Origin of the sequence: Flavobacterium sp. DG2-3, assembly GCF_030730925.1 — a bacterium.
In the GTDB taxonomy this organism is placed as follows: Bacteria; Bacteroidota; Bacteroidia; order Flavobacteriales; family Flavobacteriaceae; genus Flavobacterium.
The window spans coordinates 74,188-96,535 of the sequence record NZ_JAVAMB010000016.1 but is presented as its reverse complement, the minus strand read 5'-3'; the positions used below and the strand labels follow the sequence as shown (position 1 = coordinate 96,535).

Annotated in this window: 21 protein-coding genes; 10 read left to right on the top strand and 11 right to left on the bottom strand. The window is 34.1% G+C overall.

Annotated elements, in window-relative coordinates:
- Window positions 1-251: 251 nt before the first annotated feature.
- Together Q9Q97_RS18685 and Q9Q97_RS18680 are read right to left on the bottom strand one after the other, a co-directional pair.
- The gene (locus tag Q9Q97_RS18685) at window positions 252-1,292 is read right to left on the bottom strand and encodes a PLP-dependent cysteine synthase family protein (protein ID WP_125719571.1); all 1,041 of its coding nucleotides are present in this window, start codon (window positions 1,290-1,292) and stop codon (window positions 252-254) included.
- 71 nt (window positions 1,293-1,363) lie between these two features.
- Window positions 1,364-3,424 (bottom strand): S9 family peptidase, encoded by a 2,061-nt coding sequence (locus Q9Q97_RS18680; protein ID WP_306159862.1) that lies wholly within the window; start codon window positions 3,422-3,424, stop codon window positions 1,364-1,366.
- Between the two features lie 144 nt (window positions 3,425-3,568).
- Here Q9Q97_RS18680 and Q9Q97_RS18675 point away from each other — a divergent pair, with 144 nt between their 5' ends.
- On the top strand, window positions 3,569-3,889 hold the full coding sequence (locus Q9Q97_RS18675) for a YbaB/EbfC family nucleoid-associated protein (protein ID WP_135220238.1): 321 nt from the start codon (window positions 3,569-3,571) through the stop codon (window positions 3,887-3,889).
- Window positions 3,890-4,063: 174 nt separating this feature from the next.
- Here the strand turns inward: Q9Q97_RS18675 and Q9Q97_RS18670 are convergent, their stop codons facing one another.
- The gene (locus Q9Q97_RS18670) at window positions 4,064-5,083 is read right to left on the bottom strand and encodes a low specificity L-threonine aldolase (protein ID WP_306159860.1); all 1,020 of its coding nucleotides are present in this window, start codon (window positions 5,081-5,083) and stop codon (window positions 4,064-4,066) included.
- A gap of 151 nt (window positions 5,084-5,234) precedes the next feature.
- Here Q9Q97_RS18670 and prfB point away from each other — a divergent pair.
- The 9 genes from prfB (at window position 5,235) to hemN (ending at window position 13,665) form a co-directional block, all read left to right on the top strand.
- A protein-coding gene (gene prfB, locus Q9Q97_RS18665; protein ID WP_306159858.1) for a peptide chain release factor 2 occupies window positions 5,235-6,333 on the top strand; the annotation gives its coding sequence in 2 pieces (ribosomal slippage) (window positions 5,235-5,297 and window positions 5,299-6,333; 1,098 coding nt in all).
- Window positions 6,334-6,403: 70 nt separating this feature from the next.
- Complete coding sequence (msrB, locus tag Q9Q97_RS18660) at window positions 6,404-6,850, top strand: peptide-methionine (R)-S-oxide reductase MsrB (protein ID WP_306159856.1); 447 nt, start codon at window positions 6,404-6,406, stop codon at window positions 6,848-6,850.
- A gap of 289 nt (window positions 6,851-7,139) precedes the next feature.
- Window positions 7,140-8,138, top strand: coding sequence for a UDP-3-O-(3-hydroxymyristoyl)glucosamine N-acyltransferase (gene lpxD / locus Q9Q97_RS18655; protein WP_306159853.1), 999 nt, complete (start codon window positions 7,140-7,142; stop codon window positions 8,136-8,138).
- Window positions 8,139-8,263: 125 nt separating this feature from the next.
- Complete coding sequence (locus Q9Q97_RS18650; protein WP_306159851.1) at window positions 8,264-9,892, top strand: acyl-CoA carboxylase subunit beta; 1,629 nt, start codon at window positions 8,264-8,266, stop codon at window positions 9,890-9,892.
- A gap of 58 nt (window positions 9,893-9,950) precedes the next feature.
- Window positions 9,951-10,613 (top strand): hypothetical protein, encoded by a 663-nt coding sequence (locus Q9Q97_RS18645; RefSeq protein ID WP_306159850.1) that lies wholly within the window; start codon window positions 9,951-9,953, stop codon window positions 10,611-10,613.
- Window positions 10,614-10,724: 111 nt separating this feature from the next.
- Window positions 10,725-11,147, top strand: coding sequence for a DoxX family protein (locus Q9Q97_RS18640; RefSeq protein WP_306159849.1), 423 nt, complete (start codon window positions 10,725-10,727; stop codon window positions 11,145-11,147).
- A 98-nt stretch (window positions 11,148-11,245) separates the two neighbouring features.
- Window positions 11,246-11,596: a hypothetical protein gene (locus Q9Q97_RS18635; protein WP_306159848.1), complete on the top strand. Its 351-nt coding sequence runs from the start codon at window positions 11,246-11,248 to the stop codon at window positions 11,594-11,596.
- A gap of 106 nt (window positions 11,597-11,702) precedes the next feature.
- The gene (locus Q9Q97_RS18630) at window positions 11,703-12,179 is read left to right on the top strand and encodes a hypothetical protein (RefSeq protein WP_306159846.1); all 477 of its coding nucleotides are present in this window, start codon (window positions 11,703-11,705) and stop codon (window positions 12,177-12,179) included.
- Between the two features lie 121 nt (window positions 12,180-12,300).
- Window positions 12,301-13,665 (top strand): oxygen-independent coproporphyrinogen III oxidase, encoded by a 1,365-nt coding sequence (gene hemN, locus Q9Q97_RS18625; protein ID WP_306159844.1) that lies wholly within the window; start codon window positions 12,301-12,303, stop codon window positions 13,663-13,665.
- 24 nt (window positions 13,666-13,689) lie between these two features.
- Here hemN and Q9Q97_RS18620 read toward each other — a convergent pair whose 3' ends face one another.
- The 8 genes from Q9Q97_RS18620 to Q9Q97_RS18585 all read right to left on the bottom strand — a co-directional run bounded on the left by Q9Q97_RS18620 (window position 13,690) and on the right by Q9Q97_RS18585 (window position 22,311).
- The gene (locus Q9Q97_RS18620) at window positions 13,690-14,391 is read right to left on the bottom strand and encodes a sulfite exporter TauE/SafE family protein (RefSeq protein ID WP_306159842.1); all 702 of its coding nucleotides are present in this window, start codon (window positions 14,389-14,391) and stop codon (window positions 13,690-13,692) included.
- A gap of 6 nt (window positions 14,392-14,397) precedes the next feature.
- The gene (locus Q9Q97_RS18615) at window positions 14,398-14,847 is read right to left on the bottom strand and encodes a FixH family protein (RefSeq protein WP_306159841.1); all 450 of its coding nucleotides are present in this window, start codon (window positions 14,845-14,847) and stop codon (window positions 14,398-14,400) included.
- 11 nt (window positions 14,848-14,858) lie between these two features.
- Window positions 14,859-16,277: a cytochrome c oxidase accessory protein CcoG gene (ccoG, locus tag Q9Q97_RS18610; protein WP_306159840.1), complete on the bottom strand. Its 1,419-nt coding sequence runs from the start codon at window positions 16,275-16,277 to the stop codon at window positions 14,859-14,861.
- 10 nt (window positions 16,278-16,287) lie between these two features.
- On the bottom strand, window positions 16,288-17,223 hold the full coding sequence (locus tag Q9Q97_RS18605) for a cbb3-type cytochrome c oxidase N-terminal domain-containing protein (protein WP_306159838.1): 936 nt from the start codon (window positions 17,221-17,223) through the stop codon (window positions 16,288-16,290).
- Between the two features lie 2 nt (window positions 17,224-17,225).
- On the bottom strand, window positions 17,226-17,420 hold the full coding sequence (locus Q9Q97_RS18600) for a CcoQ/FixQ family Cbb3-type cytochrome c oxidase assembly chaperone (protein ID WP_306159836.1): 195 nt from the start codon (window positions 17,418-17,420) through the stop codon (window positions 17,226-17,228).
- A 7-nt stretch (window positions 17,421-17,427) separates the two neighbouring features.
- A complete protein-coding gene (gene ccoN, locus Q9Q97_RS18595) occupies window positions 17,428-19,614 on the bottom strand; it encodes a cytochrome-c oxidase, cbb3-type subunit I (RefSeq protein WP_306159834.1) in 2,187 nt (728 codons plus the stop codon).
- A gap of 2 nt (window positions 19,615-19,616) precedes the next feature.
- On the bottom strand, window positions 19,617-19,808 hold the full coding sequence (ccoS, locus tag Q9Q97_RS18590; protein WP_095930917.1) for a cbb3-type cytochrome oxidase assembly protein CcoS: 192 nt from the start codon (window positions 19,806-19,808) through the stop codon (window positions 19,617-19,619).
- A gap of 118 nt (window positions 19,809-19,926) precedes the next feature.
- Window positions 19,927-22,311: a heavy metal translocating P-type ATPase metal-binding domain-containing protein gene (locus tag Q9Q97_RS18585; protein ID WP_306159832.1), complete on the bottom strand. Its 2,385-nt coding sequence runs from the start codon at window positions 22,309-22,311 to the stop codon at window positions 19,927-19,929.
- Window positions 22,312-22,348 lie beyond the last annotated feature (37 nt).

The window sequence follows — 22,348 nt, the reverse complement described above, 5'->3', positions numbered from 1 at the left end:
CCTAAATACTCGTTAAAAGAACGTTTTTCATGCATTTTACCGGTTAAATAATTTTTATATTTTTCAATGTTATTATTAAATAATTGAATTAAAATTATTCGAACTAATAATTTCTTACGTATAAATACGGTATATTCAATAAAATAATAAATTTTAACTTTTAAAGAAAACCGAAAGGAGAAAAATGTGGAAAATAAAAAAAACTCCATTCGGAATACGAATGGAGTTTCTATATCTTGAAAAGTAGTTTATTACTTTACGAATTCAATTTTTTGAGCTTCTTCTTCATTAACACTGTCAAAGAAACCTTGCTCGTTCATCCAGTCATCGCTGAATACTTTACTCATGTAACGAGAACCATGATCTGGGAAAATAGCAATGATGTTACTGTCTTTTGTAAATTCTCCTTCTTCAGCATATTGCTTAATAGCTTGCATTACTGCTCCAGAAGTATATCCAACAAATAAACCTTCTTTTCTAGTAATCTCTCTTGCAGAGTGAGCACTTTCTTCGTCGGTTACTTTCATGAATTTATCAATAATATCAAAATCTGTAGCAGACGGAATCAAGTTTTTACCAAGACCTTCTATACGGTAAGGATAAATTTCTTTACTATCAAATTCTTTTGTTTCGTGGTATTTTTTCAAAACCGAACCAAAAGCATCAACTCCTAGAATTCTAATATTTGGATTTTTTTCTTTTAAGAATTTTGCAGTTCCAGAGATAGTTCCTCCTGTTCCGCTGCACGCAATTAAGTGCGTAATTTGTCCTTTTGTCTGTTCCCAAATTTCTGGACCTGTAGTGTTGTAGTGGGCATCAATATTTAATTGGTTGAAATATTGATTAATGTAGACCGAACCTTTTGTCTCTTCGTGCAAACGTTTTGCTACATTATAGTAAGATCTTTCATCATCTGCAGAAACGTGAGCCGGACAGACATACACTTTGGCGCCTAAACTTCTCAACATGTCAATTTTGTCTTTAGATGATTTTGAGCTTACCGCTAAAATACAATTGTAACCTTTAATAATGCTTACCATTGCTAAACTAAAACCTGTATTACCAGATGTGGTTTCAATAATGGTATCTCCCGGAGATAGAATTCCTTTTCTCTCGGCTTCTTCAATAATATATAACGCTATTCTATCTTTTGAGGAATGACCTGGGTTGAAAGCTTCTACCTTTGCGTAGAAATTTCCTTCTAACTCTTCGGTAATTTTATTTAGCTTAATAAGGGGGGTGTTTCCTATTAACTCTAAAACATTATTATAAGCAGTTATTTCTTCTTTCATAAAAAAATAGTTAATCAAAGGCATTTTCAAATTAACCTTGATAGGTTGCAAATTTAACAAAAAATTTCTAATTAGCTTTTAATTTTTTCTAAATCTAATAAAAAACTAAATTCTTTTGCTAAGTCTTTTAAAGCCTCAAAACGTCCCGAAGCCCCGCCATGACCTGCATCCATGTTTGTATCTAAAAACAAAAGTTTATTATTTGTTTTTAAATCTCGCAATTTCGCAACCCATTTAGCTGGCTCCCAATACTGTACCTGCGAATCATGCAATCCGGTAGAAACATACATATTAGGATATTCCTGCGCTTTTACGTTATCGTAAGGTGAATACGACAACATATAATCGTAATATTTTTTATTGTTTGGGTTGCCCCATTCGTCATACTCTCCAGTTGTAAGCGGAATACTATCATCCAGCATCGTAGTAATTACGTCTACAAAAGGCACCTGAGCGATGACTCCGTTATACAATTCAGGAGCTTCATTTACGATTACTCCCATTAAAAGTCCTCCAGCAGATCCTCCTTCTGCATACAAATGTTCTGGAGAAGTAAACTTTTGGTCTATTACAAATTTAGAGCAATCGATGAAATCTGTAAAGGTATTTTTCTTTTTTAACAGTTTTCCGTCTTCATACCATTGTCTTCCTAAGTCCTCACCACCTCTAATGTGGGCTATGGCATAAACAAATCCGCGGTCTAAAAGCGATAATCTTGTTGATGAAAAATAAGTATCCATTGTAATTCCGTACGAACCATACGCATAAAGCAGTAACGGATTTTTACCATTTTTCTCTAAACCTTTTCTATAAACCATAGAAATCGGCACTTTTACGCCATCACGAGCTGTTGCCCAAACTCTTTCTTCTATATAATTGTTTTTATCAAACTTTCCACCCAAAACCTCTTGCTCTTTTAAGATCGTTTTGGTTTTATCCCTCATGTTAAAATCAATTATAGAAGACGGCGTTGCCAACGATTGATAGCTGTAACGCAGAATATCGGTATCAAAATCTACATTGGTTGTTGTGTATGCATTATAAGTTTCACTGCCAAAAGGAAGATAATAATCTGGTTCATCACCCCAAGGCATGATTCTAATGTGATTCAATCCGTTTGAACGCTCTTCTACAACTAAATAATTTTTGAAAATCTCGATATCTTCCAACAAAACATCTTCTCTGTGCGGAATAAGATCTACCCAGTTTTTCTTTCCTGTTTTATCTTCAGGCGTTTTCATCAATTTAAAATTAGTCGCCTTGTCTTTATTTGTTAAGATGTAAAAAGAATCTTCGTAGTGAGAAATACTATATTCCAATCCGCGAACACGTGGCTGAAAAACTTCAAATTCGCCATCAGGATTATTAGAATTTAAAATTCTATATTCGGTTGTTAAAGTACTTCCAGAACCAATAACAATATATTTTCTTGATTTTTCTTTGCTTATCGACACATTAAAAGTATCGTCAACTTCATTAAAAACCAAAACATCATTTTCTGAGCTGGTATTTAATTTATGTCTAAAAACTTTATCAGCTCTTAAAGTAGTTTCATCTTGTCTAACATAAAAAATAGTATTGTTGTCATTTGCCCAAACCGAAGCACCTGTCACATTTTCTATTTTATCTGCTAAGATTTCACCCGTTTCTAAGTTTTTAATTTGAATCGTATAAATTCTTCTTCCAACAATATCTACTCCAAAACTGGCAAATTTGTTGTCTGGACTAATACTTAAACCTCCTAATTTGAAATAAGCATGTCCTTTTGCCATTTCGTTACAGTTAAAAAGAATTTCTTCTTCTGCAGAAAGGCTTCCTTTTTTTCTGGCAAAAATTGGATAATCCTGACCTGTTTCGAAACGCGTTATATAAAAATATCCATTGTAGAAATAAGGAACAGAAGAATCGTCTTCTTTGATCCTTGCTTTCATTTCTTCAAACAGACTATTTTGTAAATCTTTAGTGTGAGAAGTCATATTCTCATAATAAGCATTTTCTTGATTTAGGTAATCAATTACTTCAGAATTTTCGCGGTCATTAAGCCAAAAGTAGTTGTCAATCCTAGTTTCTTTATGTTTTTTTAGTGTTTTTGGTATTATGTTAGCCTTTGGGGCCGATATATCATTTTGCATTGATTAAGCATTAATTTTTAAATATGAAGACGCAAAAATAGCACAAACCCAACAGAACAGAATTAATTTTTTCTTAAATTATTCTATTGAATTAACACAGCAATATAGTAATTTTGTGTGAAATAATTTAAAAAATCAACAAAAATGGATTTAATGGGAATGATGGGTAAACTTAAAGAGACCCAGCAAAAAATTGAAGATACAAAAAAGCGTCTTGATACTGTTTTGATTGATGAACAAAGCGCTGACGGATTATTAAAAGTTACTATTACAGCTAGTAGAAAAATAAAATCAATTTCTGTTGACGATTCTTTATTAGAAGATAAAGAGCAGTTAGAAGATTACCTAATAGTAACTTTAAACAAAGCCATAGAAAAAGCTACAAATGTAAACGAAAGAGAATTAGACGCTGTAGCCAGAATGGATATGCCTTCTATTCCTGGAATGGATAATCTTTTTAAATAAGCTACTAAGATTCTAAGGTTCTGAGCTGCTAAGCTTTCTTAAACCTAAAAGGATAAAAGTTAACTCGTATGAGCTACCTTTTATCCCTTTATATTTTTAAAAGCTTATCAGCTTTTAAACTTTCTTTATACTAAATCTTAGAAGCTTAGCAACTCAGAACCTTAGAACCTTCAATTAGAACTTCGAAAGCGTCTCCAACACATAAGTATGCATCACTTCTTTGTAATCTAAATGTGTTACGATACGAAGTTTATTATGTCCTAACGAACTTATTAATATATTTTTCTGTTTTAATTTTTCGATCAATAATTGATCGCTGTAGCCTTCTGCAAGCGAAAAAATCAAAATATTAGTTTCTACAGGCTCAATAGACGCGATCCAAGGTTTTGTGCTTAAGATTTTGGCAATTTCTTTTGCTCTGCGATGATCTTCAGCCAATCTTTCGATATTATGCGCCAAAGCATATAATCCGGCAGCAGCTAAATACCCAACCTGACGCATTCCGCCACCCAATATCTTCCTGATTCTCAACGCTCTGTGAATATCAGCTTTACTTCCAAGCAGTACAGAACCAATTGGAGCACCTAATCCCTTAGAAAGACAAACCGAAATAGTATCGAAAATTGCTCCAAATTCCCTCGGATTCTGTCTTTTAGCTACTAAAGCATTCCAAATTCTAGCTCCATCTAAGTGAAACTTCAAATTATTGGCGTCGCAAACTTTTTTTATTTCTCTTAAATCTTCTAATTCGTAGCATGCGCCGCCTCCTTTATTGGTTGTATTCTCTACACAAACCAAACTTGTAAGCGGACTGTGATAAAATTCAGGATCGTTTATCGCTGCTTTGACTTGTGCTGCCGTTATCATTCCGCGGTTTCCATCTATCAGACAGCAAGAAACACCGCTGTTAAAAGAAACTCCTCCTCCTTCATAATGATAAACATGCGCATATTTATCGGCTATTAATTGTTCTCCAGGCTGTGTATGAAGTTTAATTGCAGTTTGGTTTGCCATAGTTCCAGACGGAAAGAAAAGACCAGCTTCCATACCAAAAAACTCTGCTGTTCTGTTTTCCAATTCAATCACCGTTGGGTCCTGTTTGTATACATCATCGCCGACATGGGCGTTAAACATATACTGCAGCATTTCATAAGTAGGCTTTGTTATGGTATCGCTGATTAAATTTATTTCCATATTCTAAAAACTATATCTTATTTTTGTATGCAAAATTACGTATTACAAATAGTTATTCTTGGCAAGTTTAATAAAATTTAACTCGCTCGTTTCTATAGACCAAATTAACGTAATAATTCTAAAAAACATATAAAAACCTATTAATTAATTTATGACAACAGCCGAACAAGTAAAAGGTATTGTGGAGCGCCTTGGTGCGTTGAGGAGGTATCTTTGACGTCGATGCTAAACTAATCGAAATTGCAAACGAAGAAGAAAAAACGTTTGCTCCTGATTTTTGGAACAATCCAAAAGAAGCAGAACTTATTGTAAAAAATCTTCGAAACAAGAAAAAATGGATTGAAGATTATGACAAAGCTGCAACTCTTACAGAAGAATTACAGCTTGCTTATGATTTTTATAAAGAAGGCGAACTTACTGTAGAGGAGTTAGACGAACAATACGACCTAGCTCAGACTCATATAGAAAACATCGAATTTAAAAACATGCTTTCTGATGAAGCTGACAGTTTAAGTGCTGTCGTTCAGATTACTGCTGGTGCCGGAGGAACAGAAAGCTGTGACTGGGCAGGAATGCTGATGCGTATGTACATGATGTGGGGAGAAAGTTATGGTTACAAAATCAAAGAACTTAACTTTCAAGAAGGCGACGTTGCTGGAATTAAAACCGTAACTTTAGAATTTGAAGGAGATTATTCTTTCGGATACTTAAAAGGAGAAAACGGAGTTCACCGTTTGGTTCGTATTTCACCATTTGACAGTAACGCTAAGCGCCACACTTCTTTCGTTTCTGTTTACGTTTATCCGTTGGTAGATGATAGTATCGAAATCGACATTAACCCTGCCGATATCGAAATTACAACTTCTCGTTCGAGCGGTGCTGGAGGACAGAACGTAAATAAGGTAGAAACTAAAGTTCAGTTAGTTCACAAACCAACTGGAATTCAGATTCAGTGTTCTGAGACACGTTCTCAGCAAGACAACAGACAGCGTGCTATGCAAATGCTTCGTTCTCAGTTGTATGAAATTGAGTTAAAGAAACAGCAAGCACAACGTGCCGATATCGAAGCTGGAAAAATGAAAATCGAATGGGGTTCACAAATTCGTAATTATGTGATGCAACCTTATAAATTGGTTAAGGATGTTCGCACAGGATACGAAACCAGCGATGTTGACGGCGTAATGAACGGAAATATTGATGCTTTCCTAAAAGCCTATCTGATGATGATGGGACAGAAGGAAGAAGAATAGTGTTCAGTCGCAGTTTGCAGTCAACTTGAAACCTGAAGCTTGAAACTTTTTTAAACAAAAAACAAAAGTTATGATAAAATGGGCAGATGTAATTCATTTTACAAATAAAGGAAATCCGACTCCAGACAAAAAAGTGGAGAAAACGGAGGGAGAATGGAAACAGTTATTGACTCCAGAAGAATTTCAGGTAACTCGTTTAAAAGGAACCGAAAGATCTTTCAGCTCTGAAATGTGCAGTTTATTTGAACCAGGAATTTACGAATGCAAATGCTGCGGAACGTTATTATTTGATGCCAGCGAAAAATTCGAATCTGGTACAGGTTGGCCGTCTTTTACACAGCCTGTAAAAGAAAATGCAGTTGGATATCATGCCGACAAATCGCACGGAATGATTCGTGTTGAGGTAACTTGCAATGTTTGCGATTCTCATTTGGGGCATATCTTTCCTGATGGTCCACCGCCAAGCGGTTTGCGTTATTGCATTAATGCATTGTCTTTATCTAAAGTCAAACAGTAAAAAAACAAAATATTTCAAAAGCGATTCCTTTTTAAGTGAATCGCTTTTTTTATTCCTAATAATCAAATACTTACCAATCTCTCTTTCTAATTATGCTTTAATTTGTCAGGAAATAAATATTAAAGAACGCACAAAAATTAAAAGAAACTCATTAATTTAATACACAAAAAGTTAATTTTTCAATATTACAGCCGTTATTTTAAACATATCTCAAAAAAGCATTAGGTTATTAAAATCAAATTCATTTTATTTGGCAAAAATTAAACCTTAAATCTACTTAATTCATTAAATGAAATCCTATTCAATTCACGAGATTAACGAAATAATCAATGGCGTAATTTATGGCGCTACTTCACAATATATTACAGCCACAGAACAACTTGAAAAAGCTAGCATTTCAGAAATTTCGTTTATAGGAAATAAAAAATATGAAAAATACTGGTCGGCCTCAAATGCTTCAGTAGCTGTTGTTAACGAAGACATTTCTATAGAACCAGGTGAAAATCGCGCTTTTATTAAAGTAAAAAATGCCGATCTGGCCATGTCACAAATTTTAACCCTTTTTGCTCCTCCAGCCCCTATCTTCCATTCAAACATTCACAAAACTGCTACTGTAGACGAAACTGCTATTATTGGCGAAGGTGCTAAAATTGGCGCTGGCTGCTATATCGGTCCAAAAGTTGAAATTGGCGCTGGAGCAATACTTTATCCTAATGTGACCATTTTAGACGAATGCACCATCGGGAGAAATACAACTATCTGGTCTGGTACGGTTATACGAGAGCGTTGTCATATCGGGAACGATTGTATAATTCATCCTAATGCTACTATTGGAGCAGATGGCTTTGGGTTTCGACCTTGTTCAGAAAAAGGTTTGGTTAAAATTCCGCAAATAGGAAATGTCATTATTGGCAATTGTGTCGAAATTGGTGCCAATACTTGTATCGATAGAGGAAAATTTAGTTCAACAGTTCTTGGTGATGGATGCAAAATAGACAATCTAGTTCAAATTGGCCACAATAGTAAACTAGGTAAATTTTGTATAATGGCTGGAAATAGTGGTCTTGCGGGATCTGTAACCCTTGGTAACGGCGTAATTATTGGCGGAAGTGCGTCAATAAAAGATCACACCACTATTGGCGATGGCGCAACAATTGGTGCTGGTTCTGGCGTTGTAGGAGATGTTCCTTCAGGCAAAACTATGCTTGGATATCCAGCTGTAGAAGCCCGTGACGCTTTAAAACAATGGGCGCTGTTAAAACAAATGGTTTGTCTTTCTAAAAAATAAATATGAGCTTTTGAGTTGCTAAGCTTCTAAGTTATTTAGGAGCTAAGAAACTTAGAAGCTTAAGAGTTTATTTCAACAGATTTTGTAAATTAGCCAACACTATTTTATAAAATCAATACTTTATTATGGATTTAAACTTCAATAAAAACGAAGATCACAATAAATTACTTCTTTCTGAATTAAAACAAAAATTTGCTAAAGTAAAATTGGGCGGAGGAGAAAAACGAATCGAAAAACTCCACGCTGAGGGCAAAATGACCGCTCGTGAAAGAATTGCTTATTTATTGGATGAAAATTCTAAAAGTATTGAAATTGGCGGTTTCGCTGGCGAAGGAATGTATCCAGAACACGGCGGGTGTCCTTCGGGAGGTGTCGTTGTAAAAATTGGTTACATTAAAGGCAAACAATGTATTGTTGTGGCCAATGATGCAACTGTGAAAGCTGGAGCTTGGTTTCCGATAACTGGAAAGAAAAACCTTCGCGCTCAGGAAATCGCAATGGAAAATAGACTCCCAATTATTTATCTTGTGGACAGCGCAGGAGTTTATCTGCCAATGCAGGATGAAATTTTTCCAGATAAAGAACATTTCGGACGCATTTTTAGAAACAACGCTCAGATGAGCAGTATGGGAATTACTCAAATCGCTGTCGTTATGGGAAGCTGTGTTGCAGGAGGTGCATATCTTCCTATTATGAGTGACGAAGCTTTAATTGTTGACAAAACAGGAAGCATTTTCCTTGCTGGAAGCTATCTGGTAAAAGCAGCAATTGGAGAAACTATAGACAATGAAACTTTAGGCGGCGCGACAACACACTGTGAAATTTCAGGAGTTACCGATTACAAAGCCAAAGATGACAAAGATGCTTTAGATAAAATTAAAAATATTGTAGATAAAATTGGTGATTTTGATAAAGCAGGTTACAGCAGAATCAAAGCCGAAAAACCAGCTTTAGAACCAAATGATATTTACGGCATACTTCCCAAAGCTAGAACTGAACAATATGACATGATGGAAATCATCAAACGTTTGGTCGACAATTCAGAATTTGAAGCATATAAAGAAGGTTACGGACAATCTTTAATTACAGGTTACGCCAGAATTGACGGTTGGGCAGTCGGGATTATTGCCAACCAAAGAAAAGTGGTAAAAACCAAAAAAGGCGAAATGCAATTCGGTGGCGTTATTTATTCTGACAGCGCCGATAAGGCCACTCGTTTTATTGCCAACTGCAATCAGAAAAAAATTCCATTAGTCTTTTTACAAGACGTTACCGGTTTTATGGTGGGTTCAAAATCTGAACATGGTGGCATTATAAAAGATGGTGCTAAAATGGTAAATGCGGTCAGCAATTCTGTTGTTCCAAAATTTACGGTTATTGTTGGAAATTCATACGGAGCTGGAAATTACGCCATGTGCGGAAAAGCGTATGATCCTAGATTAATTTTTGCTTGGCCAAGCGCGGAACTTGCCGTAATGGGTGGAACTCAAGCTGCAAAAGTTTTAGCGCAAATTGAAGCTTCTTCGCTTAAAGCGAAAGGAGAAAAAGTCGATGAAGAGAAAGAAACTGAGCTTTTCAATAAAATAAAAGCACGATACGATGAACAGACTTCTCCTTATTATGCAGCTTCAAGACTTTGGACAGATGCAATTATTGATCCGTTAGAAACACGTAATTGGATTTCTATGGGAATCGAAGCAGCAAATCACGCTCCTATTCAAAAACCATTTAATCTGGGAGTTATTCAAGTTTAACTAGTTTCCAATTAAAAATTATTTAATAACTAATTTAATCGTAGAATACATAATGAACATGAACAAAAAATATTTGATAATCTTTTTATTTTTGTTGCAGAATAATTTTGCTCAAACATCTACTAATATATTTCCTTCTGATGGCAATGTCGGTATTGGAACATTATCACCAGATAATCAACAAAATTGGCAAAAAGTCGTTGATGTTTATGCTTCTGCACATGCTAAATTACTTGTTCGTTCTAATTTATTGAAAACAGGAATATTTTCTGATCAAAGTTGGGGCTCAAAAGTTGTAGGCAGAATAGGTACAGAAAGTAATCATGACCTGTGGCTAATGGCTGGTTATGGAAATTTTGTTATGACACTTGGAACAGATGGAAATGTAGGAATTGGCAATACAAATCCAACTAATAAATTAGATGTCAATGGTACTATTCATTCTAAAGAAGTAAAAGTCGATTTACTAAATTGGCCAGATTATGTTTTTAAAAAAGAATATAATTTGCCAACACTTGAAGAAATAGAACAACATATTATTAAGGAAGGACATTTAGAAAATATCCCAACAGAAAAAGAAGTTTTAAAAGACGGAGTCAATTTAGGAGAAATCAACGCCAAATTACTTCAAAAAATTGAAGAATTAACATTGTACGCAATTGAACAGAATAAAAAAATTAGCAACTTAGAGAAACGATTGGAAAAAATCGAAAAAAAATAATTCACAGCAATACTTTAAATAAAAAGCAAAAAACTTATTTTCAAGGTGTTAAAAATAATTATCTGATTAAAAATTAGTAACTTAGTACATAATTTTTAATCACACAACATCATGGAAAATGTAAAAAGTTTGAATAAATGGGCAAATTCGCACACTTATTTACCAGTTGATTTAGTACGTATTGTTTTGGGTGGATTTTTATTTATGAAAGGTGTCTCTTTCGTCACCAATATTCAATACCTGCATGATTTGATTTCCCCGATTGACAAGTTTGGCGGAGGTATGTTTATGCTGCATTACATTGCTCCAGCCCACATGATTGGTGGTATAATGATTATTTTTGGACTCTTAACAAGATGGGCAATAGCTGCTCAATTACCCATTCTATTCGGTGCCGTTCTTATAAATTTTATGGGACAAATGCATTCCGAAAGTTTAATTTTAGCATTAATCGTTTTGTTTGTCTGCATATTCTTTCTCTTTTATGGAAGCGGCAAACACTCTGCAGACTATTATTTTAAAATGCAACAATAGCCTTATAAGTCCCCAGTTTAACTGAGGACTTTTTTTTGGAGTGTTAATTAATCCTTTAAAATTTCTTTAATTGCGTTTTATGGCTTAAATTCGCCGACATGAATTGGATTCGTAAAACCGTTATTTTTATTGCGCTTTTAATTGCAGGTTTGTTTGCTTATAAAGCAAACCAAGCTTCTGTGCGCTTAATTGAGACGGAAAAATCAGATACTAATTTCTGTAAAGACATTCCTGATTCATCGGCATTTATCCAGCCACAGGGAAATTATCAGTTTGCCGCAAACATCAAAACAAACCCGACTGGAGGAATTATAAAATGTTTTGATACGCTTTTACCACTAATACCACAGCATCAAACTGTTTCAACTGTTACAGCATATACTAAACTCTTTACAACTCAATGTAAAAAGGTTTCAGTCATACTCTATGCTTTCCATTTTTTCTGGTAAATAAATACCTGATTTTATTTAGAAGATTCATTCTTCAGTAATCACTTAGCCGTTTTCATTCAGAAAACTGTTTGCATATCATTTATTTATTTCATTAAAAAACATTATGGAAACTACTACCACAATTATGGGTATTGTGATTCTAATTATAGTCGCTATCCCAGTATATTTTTCTGCACGTTCATCTGCAGCAAGCAAATCAAGAATTTTAAACATCAAAAAAAGATTCAATCCAAATCATCCAGAAGAATTTGATTTGACAGAATCGATCAATAATAAGACCTTAACTATTGATCAAAAAAATAACAAGTTTATTTTAATGAATTTCAATCCAAATCAACAGGAATCAACTTATGTGGATTTAAATACAATTGCATCATGCAAATTAATTCCAACAACAGATGCTGGTTCTGATACAATTATTAAAATTGATTTTGAATTTCAAGAAAAAGGAACTTCTAAAAAAATAATAATTCCATTCTATGATTTTGATGACGATCGCATCAAGCAAATTAGCGTTTATCAAGATCATCAGTTTGCGAAAAAATGGCTTAAAATCATCCAAGATTCTATATCACGTTAGTTATTTAATTCAATAAAAGAGGCTCAATTTTGGGTCTCTTTTTTTTTACAAGTTATATGACATTTGTCATTTTATGTCTTAGCCTGAAGTTTTAATTTTGATGAAAACTAAATCCGTCGTTATGAAAATTTCTTTGACTCAAAAATACAACGTCCCAGGTCCAAGATATACTAGTTATCCGACAGTTCCATATTGGAATGAAGCTGACTTTACAGCAGAAAAATGGATTACTACTCTACAACAGTCATTTTCTGAAAGCAATTCAAAAAACGGAATCAGTTTATACATTCACCTGCCTTTTTGCGAAAGCATGTGTACTTTCTGTGGATGCAATAAGCGTATTACCAAAAATCATTCAGTAGAAGAAAAATATATTCAGGCGGTTCTGAAAGAATGGACTATGTATTGTAACGTTCTGCCTGAAAAACCAATAATTAAAGAAATACATTTGGGCGGAGGAACTCCAACATTCTTTTCTAAAGAAAACTTAGAAAACCTTATTAACGGAATTTTTGATCATGCCGTAAAAGCAGAAAATCATGAATTCAGTTTTGAAGGACATCCAAATAACACCACTTACGAACAGCTTAAAAAATTATATGATTTAGGATTTCGTCGTGTAAGTTTTGGCGTTCAGGATTATTCTGCTACGGTTCAAAAGGCCATTAATAGAATCCAGCCATTTCATAATGTTGCTAAAGTAACTTTTTGGGCAAAAGAAATTGGCTATACTTCTATTGGACACGATATTATCTTTGGACTTCCATTTCAAACCATCGAAGATGTAATTGATACGGTTGAGAAAACAAATTCATTAAAACCAGATCGATTAGCTTTTTACAGTTATGCGCACGTTCCATGGATAAAAGGAAACGGACAACGCGGCTTTAATGAAGAAAACCTTCCAAAGGATGCCGAAAAAAGAAAACTATACGAGACTGGCAAAAAACTGCTTATCCAAAACGGTTATCATGAAATTGGCATGGATCATTTTGCTTTAGCCGATGACAGTTTATACAAAGCCGCTCATAATGGCAATTTGCACCGAAATTTTATGGGTTATAGTGCCTCTAAAACACAAGTGATGATTGGTCTTGGCGTTTCCTCCATAAGTGATAGCTGGTACAGCTTTGCTCAAAATACAAAAAGTCTTGAAGAATATTATGATATTTTAGAAGCAGATAAACTTCCTGTTGTAAAAGGCCATATTTTAAATAATGAAGACCTTATCATTAGAAAACACATTCTTAATTTAACTTGCGAATTAGAAACATCCTGGAGTGCAGAATCACTAAATTTTACTGAACTTCCTGAAGTTTTAATTGCTTTAAAAGAAATCGAAAACGATAATTTAATTGTTATTGAAACTAATAAAATCAAAATTACAGAAGAAGGAAGACCTTTTGTACGTAATATTTGTATGGCTTTTGATTTACATCTAAAAAGAAAGTCACCGGAAACAAATCTGTTTTCGATGACTGTCTAGGGTTAGCTAGTTTTGAATTATTTCTTAATGGCAGTTTGGAGTCTGCTGCACAAATAAACTCATGTTAGAAGGAGAAATATAAGGAATTCCCAATCCCAATCCGCGAAGGATAAATAAAACTCCAATTATAACCGCTACATACGGAATGGCTTTTTGTATTTTATTTCGAAATGGCAATCGCAATAATGTATTCACATAAACAACTATAGTCATCAAAGGAATAGTTCCGATTCCGAATAAAAGCATATACAGAATACCATAACCTGCACTTTGCATCGCAATTGCTCCAAACAAAGCAACATACACCATTCCACATGGCAAAAATCCGTTTAACAAACCAATTGTAAAAAGAGATTTGTAACTTTTATTCTTAAACTGGCTTCCAAGATTGGTTTTAATCTTAGAAATGATTTTATAAACAGGTTTAGAAAAATTATACTGAGCAAATTTCTTTTCTGGAATCAAAACCACAATAATCATAATTACACCGATTATTATCGACATTTTCTGCTGCAATCCTGCAAGAAAAAAACCTCTTCCAAGTAAACCAAAAATCAGTCCGATTGTAGCATAAGCTGTTAAACGTCCGAAATGATAAGTCATAATCTGTGTTACTTTTTTAGCTTCATTTTGCCTGTCTACAGGAAGCATCATAGCAATTGGCCCGCACATTCCAACGCAATGCAGACTGCTAATTAAACCTAAAAAGAAAGCTGAGAATAACATCTTATTTTAGTTTACGTAAATAACTTCTTTAGTAAGATATTTTTTGCCTTCATACTGCCATTCCATATTAACATCCCATCGTCCTTTTAATAATTTTTTCTGCGGAATAATTATTTCTGAATTGGTTAATGCAATTTGAGTATTAAAGTCAAACTTTTTATTGGAAGGTCTATACAATTGAATATTTCCTTTCACCTTATCGCTTTCAAACCCTGCTGGAAAAATTACAGCAACACCGTCTTCTGTATATTTGATTGTTGGTTTATGCTGTAAATCATGCGCATTTTGAATCCTCGCCATTTCTTCCTGAAAATGCGTATCGTGTTTGTAGTATTCTTCGACAACCAAATCGTTATCATATTTAGAATTTGACTGTACTTCAAAAACGAAATATAAAATAAATGTCATAAACAATCCGAATGCAATGACAACACCAGTACCCCAATTAAATTTCATGATAGTATATTTTAATTAAAACTTCGTGGTCCTAAGAAATTTGTTGTTGTTGTTTCCAGAAGTTCAGAACCGTTATAAACTCCTATTTTTAATTTTGTTTTATCACTTTCCAATAAAACCTCATCGATTTCAATAAACAATGTTCCTTGAGAAATTCCTTCTTTAGCAATTTTAAAATGTTTCTTTCCAACATTTTTAATTTCGCCTTTGTGATCCATTAATTCGAAATGAATATCATTGTAATCCTTCATTGTTTTGTTTACAATTTTATAGGTGTAGACATTGCTGATTTTTTCTCCATTATGCTGGAACAACTGACCTGGCAAACGTAAAACTACTGCCTGAACATTTGTTCTCAAGAAAAGCATTCCAACAAAAACACTCAATAAAATAAAGAGAACTGCTGTATAACCTTTCATCCTTGCTGTAAATTTGAAAGGCTCTTTTTTAGCAATTTCGTCCTCAGAAGCGTATCGAATAAGACCTTTTGGCAATCCTACAGATTCCATAATATGATCACATTCGTCTATACAGGCTGTACAGTTTGTACATTCTAATTGCGTTCCGTTTCTAATATCAATTCCCATAGGGCAAACGTGAACACATTGAAGACAATCAATACAATCTCCTTTACCTGTTAATGCTCTATCTTCTTTTTTATTGAATTTTGCACGGCCTTCTTCTTTTTCACCACGAACAAAGTCGTACGCAACATTTATAGATTTATTATCTAAAAGTACTCCTTGCAATCTTCCGTACGGACAAGCAATTATACAAACCTGTTCACGAAACCATACAAAAACAAAATAGAAAACACCTGTAAATATAAGCAATGCTATAAAGTTGCTTGCCTGCTTTATTGGTCCCTGCTCAATCATTAAGAATAATGTATCGCTTCCTACCAAATAAGCTAAAAAGACATTCGCAATAAGGAAAGAGATTAAGAAGAAGATAATCCATTTGGTTACTCTCTTTCTAATTTTCTCGGCATTCCATTCCTGCCTTGCTAAACGAGTCTGAGAACCACGGTCTCCATCAATCCAATATTCTATTCGACGGAAAACCATTTCGAGAAAAATAGTCTGCGGACAGATCCAGCCACAAAAAATCCTTCCAAAAACAACAGTAAATAAGAGTATAAATACAACGCCGATAAGCATTGAAATTACGAAGAGATAAAAATCCTGAGGCCAAAAAGGAAATCCAAAAATATTAAAACGACGTTCCATAATATTGAACATCATAAATTGGTTTCCATTTATTTTGATAAAGGGATTTATGAATAAAATTGCCAATAAAACATAGCTAACAATTTTCCTGTAATCATAAAATTTACCAGACGGTTTTTTAGGAAATATAAATTTTCGTTTACCACCTTCATCTATTGTTCCAATGGTATTTCTAAAAGCTTCGTCTGGTAAATTTGACATGATATTCTAATTATTTTTTAACTTCTGTGGTATCTTTTGCAGTTGCGGCAGCATCGGTTTTAGGAGCACTATCGTCTACCCAAACCTCTCCTTCTGCTTCCTTAGGATCTTTAGGATTACTACCTTGTAAAGACAGAATATAACTAGCCACTTTTTGTATTTCTTTTGGTTTTAGGGTTCCTTTCCAAGCAATCATCCCTTTACCATCTCTACCTCCATTTGTAATGGTATGGAAAAGATTTTTAATTCCTCCCCCTAAAATCCATTTATCATCGGTAAGGTTTGGTCCAATCTGACCTCCCGCATCAGCACGGTGACAAGCGGCGCAATTGGTAGTAAAGATTGTTTTACCTTCATCTAAGCTTGGTGTATCCTTTAGTAAAACAACCGTTTTTTCATCCATTAAATCTGGTGCTGTTTTCATGTATTCAGCAACATCAATTTTTGCTTGAGCCAATTCTTTTTTCAGCTCCATTTCCTGATCATCGGCTCCTAGAACATCATAACGAATAACATAAATTACTCCAAATATGATACAGATATAGAACAGATATACCCACCAAGGCGGTAAATTATTATCTAGCTCTTTGATTCCGTCATAATCATGATCCATCAACAAATCGCCTTCTTTTTCAATTGGTTCCGTTTTTGTCAATTTATGCATTAGGTTTTTAAACCAAGTGCTTTCTTTGAAACTTAAACTTTCCTCAAGTTCTTTTTGTGCTTTTTCTTCAGGTGTCAGCAACTGATACATTACTCTATTTACAGCGCTAAGTGTAATTTCGATAGCAATCAGAATAAACAAAAAGACAAATAAAAAGAGCGCTACCATTGGGTATTTTACAAAAGCTGGCTTGTCGCCTGAATCTATAAAATATTCCATCAAAGCAAATACGATGAAGAAAATCAACGGTACTCTAACATATACTGGGAAAAACTTTTTCATTTTTATCTATCTTTTGTAATTATACTAAGCCCTTCATCTAAAGGTATATTACTCATTTCTTGAATTTTTTCTTTTCTATAAGAGAATACCCAAATTCCTAATCCTACAAAGAATAAGAAGAAAATTAAGAGGGAAATTATCGGGTAAATTTCTATACCCGATATCGTTTCCATATTGTGTTTTATCTGTTCAAACATAATGCTGTTATTTTGAAGTTTCTTTTACTTTAATATCAGTACCAAGTCTTTGAATATAAGCAATCAGCGCTACGATTTCTCTTTCGTTCATCGGAATGAATTTTTCGCCTTTTGCTGCAGCTTTTTTACGGCTGTCTTCATAACTCTTCACAAAATCAGGATCGCTTTCTAAGTTTTTTTCAATTTTAACCGCCTGCTCTCTTAAAGTTTTCTGTGCATTTGCAACATCTTCTGGAGAATATGGCACACCTAATGAAATCATTGCCTGCATTTTCTTCTGTGTCAAAGAAGTATCCATTGGCTTATTGTCAAATAACCATTTATAACCTGGCATAATCGATCCTGCAGATGTACTTTGCGGATTCCACATGTGGTTAAAGTGCCAGTTGTCATTATATTTACCACCTACTCTTAATAAATCTGGACCTGTACGTTTTGATCCCCATAAGAATGGATGATCATAAACAAACTCTCCTGCTTTTGACTGAACTCCATAACGTTCCACTTCACTTCTAAATGGACGAACTGACTGTGAGTGACATCCAACACAACCCTCTCTGATATATAAATCACGTCCTTCAAGTTCTAGCGGTGTATATGGTTTTACACTTGAAATAGTTGGGATATTTGATTTTACCATAATTGTCGGCACAATCTGAATAATACCTCCAATTAAAATTGCGATTGTAGCTAAAATGGTTAATTGAATTGGTTTTCTTTCTAACCATGAGTGGAATTTCTCTCCACTTAATCTACTGCTTTTTATTGTTTGTAAAGCTGGAGCCTGAGCCAATTCATCTTCAATAGTCTGACCTGCTTTTACAGTCTTAATTATGTTGTAAACTAATGTTAGCATACCTATTAGGTATAAACTACCTCCAATAGCTCTCATCCAATACATTGGCATAATAGCTGTTACCGTTTCAAGGAAGTTTCCATAAGTTAAGGTACCATCTGGATTAAATTGTTTCCACATAGAAGCTTGTTGGAAACCAGCTACATATAATGGGATTGTATATACAATAATACCTAAAGTACCAATCCAGAAATGGAAGTTTGCTAATTTTTTAGAGAATAGCTCCGATTTTGTCATTCTTGGAATCAACCAATAAATAATACCAAATGACATAAAACCATTCCAAGCTAAAGCTCCTACGTGTACGTGAGCTACGATCCAGTCCGTATAGTGCGCAATAGCATTTACATTTTTTAAAGATAACATTGGACCTTCAAAAGTTGCCATACCATAACCTGTAATAGCTACTACAAAGAATTTTAAAACTGGTTCTTCACGAACTTTATCCCAAGCACCTCTTAAAGTAAGAAGACCATTGATCATACCTCCCCAAGATGGAGCAATTAGCATAACTGAGAATGCAACTCCTAAGTTCTGTGCCCAGTTTGGTAGAGCAGAATATAATAAGTGGTGTGGCCCTGCCCAGATATAAATAAAGATTAAAGACCAAAAGTGAATAATAGATAATCTATAAGAGTATACAGGTCTGTTTGCAATTTTTGGAACGAAATAATACATCAATCCCAAGAAAGGAGTTGTAAGGAAGAATGCCACCGCATTATGCCCGTACCACCATTGCACAAGTGCATCTTGAACTCCCGCATAGACAGAATAACTTTTTAAAGCCGAAACTGGAATTTCAATATTATTAAAGATATGCAGTACTGCTACCGTTACAAATGTTGCCAAATAGAACCAGATTGCAACATACAAATGACGTTCTCTACGACGCAACATTGTACCAATCATATTAATTCCCATTACAACCCAAATTAAAGCGATTGCAATGTCAATTGGCCACTCTAGCTCTGCATATTCTTTAGAAGAAGTATAACCTAACGGAAGTGTGATTGCGGCGGCTACAATAATTAACTGCCATCCCCAGAAATGAAGATTACTAAGAAAATCACTAAACATTCTGGCTTTTAGCAATCTTTGTAGCGAGTAGTACATGCCGGCAAAAAAGGCATTACCCACAAAGGCAAAAATAACTGCATTAGTGTGTAAAGGTCTTAAACGCCCATAACTAAGCCACGAAATCCCATCTGTCATGTTGGGAAAAAGGTACATTACCGCTAAGGTAAGTCCCACTAACATACCCACAACCCCAAAGAGTATTGTGGCGTAAATGAATTTTTTTACAATTTTGTTGTCGTAATAAAACTGTTCCATTTCCATAATTATACTTGTTTTTCTTCGATTGGTGAATTATTATTTTGGGAATTAATTTTGGTTTCGTCATCGAAAAGAATTCTGACTGAAGGCGTATAATCATCATCATACTGTCCAGATTTGACAGCTGCGATAAAGGCAATAAAGAAACAGATTGCCACAAAAATACTTACTGAAATTAATAGATAAATAACACTCATACCTTAGATTTATATTAACAAAATTACTTCGTTAAGGGCGCATAAAATATGATAATTATCATAAACAAAAAGATATGTTAAATTTATAAAAAATATCTTATGATACAATTTAAATTCATTATAAATTTCTGTTGCTGAAATAGTTAGACATAAAAGTAACAAAGCTCACAATTGTAATTGTACTCAATGGCATGATGATAGCTGCAACTAATGGAAGCAGATTTCCCGTAACTGCAAATGCAAGCCCAACGACGTTGTACAGCAATGACAATCCAAAGCTCATTTTTATAATCGAAATAGCTTTATGAGAAAGTTTTAAAAAGTAATTAAGGCGTGAAAACTCTGAAGCGTCTAAAATTGCATCACAGGCAGGCGAAAAGACATTTACATTTTCTGATATAGAAATACCAACATTACTTTGCGCCAAAGCACCCGCATCATTCAGTCCATCGCCTACCATCATTACGTTCTGGCCTTTTTCTTGAAGCTTTTTGATGTATTCCAATTTTTGCTCTGGTTTTTGATTGAATATCAATTCGGTTCCTTTTGGCAAAATGGCTTCTAGATTTGATCTTTCTCCATCATTATCACCAGAAAGCACTTTGATATTATAATCTTTACTCAGATTTTCAAAAAGCTTTTCTAAACCTTCTCTATATTGATTTTGAAAAGTATATTTCCCGAAGTAAACTTCTCCTATTTTAATATGCAACGCTGTTTTTTCAATTTCCGAACCATCTAGAACTATATCATTGACAAACTGTCCAGAACCAATTTTAATTTCTTTGCCTTCAGCAGTTGCTAAAATCCCTTTTCCAGTAATTTCTTGAAAATTATCTACAGCAATACGTTTAGCTTCTGGAAGAAAATCATAAAGCATTCGGCTTAAAGGATGGTTTGATCCTCGCAATACATTTTTAATCCATACAATATCTTTATCTGAAATAGGAATTCCTTCGTACATTATATTGGATTTTTTATTAGTCGTGATTGTTCCTGTTTTATCAAAAACAATAGTATCGACTTTGGCAAGCTGTTCTATTACGATGGCGTTTTTTAAATAAAATTTCTTTTTACCTAAAATTCGTAATATGTTTCCAAAAGTAAACGGTGCTGTAAGGGCCAAAGCACACGGACAAGCCACAATTAATACCGCTGTAAAAACATTAAAAGCGGTATTGGCATCAATAAAAATCCAATAACCGAAACCAGCAAATGCAATTAATAATAAAATCGGAGTAAAATATCGGCTTATTGCGTCTGTTATGGTTTTGTGTTTCTGATCTACTTTTTTCTGAAAAATTTCGTTACTCCATAACTGCGTTAAATAACTCTGCGAAACCGAATGCAAAACTTCCATTTCGATTACTTTTCCAATCTGCTTTCCTCCTGCAAATACTTTATCTCCAGATTTTTTAGTAATTGGCACTGCTTCTCCTGTTACGAAACTATAATCTATTTCTGCGCTTTCGCTAATTAAAATTCCATCAACAGGTATCAGTTCCTGATTTCTGATTAACAATCGGTCTCCTTTTAAAACATCATAAATGGCAACGTTTTCTTCTGAAGCGTCTTTATTTATTTTGGTAATGGCGATTGGGAAATAAGATTTAAAATCTCTTTCGAAACTTAAGAAACTATAGGTTTTAATCTGAAACATTTTACCCAGAAGCATAAAAAACACTAAACTGGCCAAACTATCAAAAAAACCTGGACCGTGATCCATAACCATATCATAAGTGCTTCGGATAAACATCACAATTATTCCTAAAGCAATCGGAACATCGATATTAAGCATTCTGGTCCTAATGCTGTGATAAGCAGAAATATAATAGCCGCTCGCTGAGTATAAGAAACTTGGTAATGCTAAAAGAAAAATGAGTAACCTAAAAAATGGTTTGTAGCTATCGAGCCAAAATTCTTTCATTTCAAAATACTCTGGAAATGAAAGCAGCATAATATTTCCGAAACAAAAAAATGCAACACCTAATTTATAGGTTAGACTTCTATCTATTTTTGCTTTTTCGGTTCCGTAATTTTCTAAACTAATATAAGGTTCATAGCCTATTGAACTTAAGAGATAAGCGATTTCTTTTAAAGAAACCACATCCGAATTAAAGGTAATTCTAACTCTTTTTTCGTGGAAATTAACTTGAGAAGTACTGATTCCGGGCTGAAGTCGATTTAAATTTTCTAATATCCAGATACAAGAACTGCAATGGATGTGTGGAATATTCAGCGAAACAATTGAAGTATTTCCTTCCTGAAATTCTAAAATTTTTGAAAGTATGGCTTCGTTTTCTAAAAAGTCATATTTTCCTTTAATGTCTTGCGGTGTGGCTCCCGGAGACTTTTCAAAATCATAATAAGAAGTAAGATCGTTGCTGCTGAAAATTTCGTAAACCGTTTTACAGCCTGTGCAACAAAACTTCTTATCGTCAAAATCAATTTCTTCATTTTGTTCAATAGATAAACCACAATGAAAACAACTTTGCTCCCTCATAAACTTGTTTTTATATGCCGCAAATTTCCAATTAAAG

What these genes read in the sequence shown, in the direction of transcription:
- Q9Q97_RS18680 (WP_306159862.1), bottom strand. Translation starts at nt 3,424, where the DNA reads ATGCAAAATGATATATCGGCCCCAAAGGCTAACATAATACCAAAAACA.
- Q9Q97_RS18585 (WP_306159832.1), bottom strand. Translation starts at nt 22,311, where the DNA reads ATGAGGGAGCAAAGTTGTTTTCATTGTGGTTTATCTATTGAACAAAAT.
- Q9Q97_RS18675 (WP_135220238.1), top strand. Translation starts at nt 3,569, where the DNA reads ATGGATTTAATGGGAATGATGGGTAAACTTAAAGAGACCCAGCAAAAA.
- ccoS (WP_095930917.1), bottom strand. Translation starts at nt 19,808, where the DNA reads ATGAGTGTTATTTATCTATTAATTTCAGTAAGTATTTTTGTGGCAATC.
- ccoG (WP_306159840.1), bottom strand. Translation starts at nt 16,277, where the DNA reads ATGTCAAATTTACCAGACGAAGCTTTTAGAAATACCATTGGAACAATA.
- Q9Q97_RS18600 (WP_306159836.1), bottom strand. Translation starts at nt 17,420, where the DNA reads ATGTTTGAACAGATAAAACACAATATGGAAACGATATCGGGTATAGAA.
- Q9Q97_RS18650 (WP_306159851.1), top strand. Translation starts at nt 8,264, where the DNA reads ATGGATTTAAACTTCAATAAAAACGAAGATCACAATAAATTACTTCTT.
- Q9Q97_RS18630 (WP_306159846.1), top strand. Translation starts at nt 11,703, where the DNA reads ATGGAAACTACTACCACAATTATGGGTATTGTGATTCTAATTATAGTC.
- Q9Q97_RS18685 (WP_125719571.1), bottom strand. Translation starts at nt 1,292, where the DNA reads ATGAAAGAAGAAATAACTGCTTATAATAATGTTTTAGAGTTAATAGGA.
- Q9Q97_RS18635 (WP_306159848.1), top strand. Translation starts at nt 11,246, where the DNA reads ATGAATTGGATTCGTAAAACCGTTATTTTTATTGCGCTTTTAATTGCA.
- msrB (WP_306159856.1), top strand. Translation starts at nt 6,404, where the DNA reads ATGATAAAATGGGCAGATGTAATTCATTTTACAAATAAAGGAAATCCG.
- Q9Q97_RS18670 (WP_306159860.1), bottom strand. Translation starts at nt 5,083, where the DNA reads ATGGAAATAAATTTAATCAGCGATACCATAACAAAGCCTACTTATGAA.
- hemN (WP_306159844.1), top strand. Translation starts at nt 12,301, where the DNA reads ATGAAAATTTCTTTGACTCAAAAATACAACGTCCCAGGTCCAAGATAT.
- Q9Q97_RS18645 (WP_306159850.1), top strand. Translation starts at nt 9,951, where the DNA reads ATGAACAAAAAATATTTGATAATCTTTTTATTTTTGTTGCAGAATAAT.
- Q9Q97_RS18640 (WP_306159849.1), top strand. Translation starts at nt 10,725, where the DNA reads ATGGAAAATGTAAAAAGTTTGAATAAATGGGCAAATTCGCACACTTAT.
- Q9Q97_RS18615 (WP_306159841.1), bottom strand. Translation starts at nt 14,847, where the DNA reads ATGAAATTTAATTGGGGTACTGGTGTTGTCATTGCATTCGGATTGTTT.
- Q9Q97_RS18620 (WP_306159842.1), bottom strand. Translation starts at nt 14,391, where the DNA reads ATGTTATTCTCAGCTTTCTTTTTAGGTTTAATTAGCAGTCTGCATTGC.
- lpxD (WP_306159853.1), top strand. Translation starts at nt 7,140, where the DNA reads ATGAAATCCTATTCAATTCACGAGATTAACGAAATAATCAATGGCGTA.
- ccoN (WP_306159834.1), bottom strand. Translation starts at nt 19,614, where the DNA reads ATGGAAATGGAACAGTTTTATTACGACAACAAAATTGTAAAAAAATTC.
- Q9Q97_RS18605 (WP_306159838.1), bottom strand. Translation starts at nt 17,223, where the DNA reads ATGAAAAAGTTTTTCCCAGTATATGTTAGAGTACCGTTGATTTTCTTC.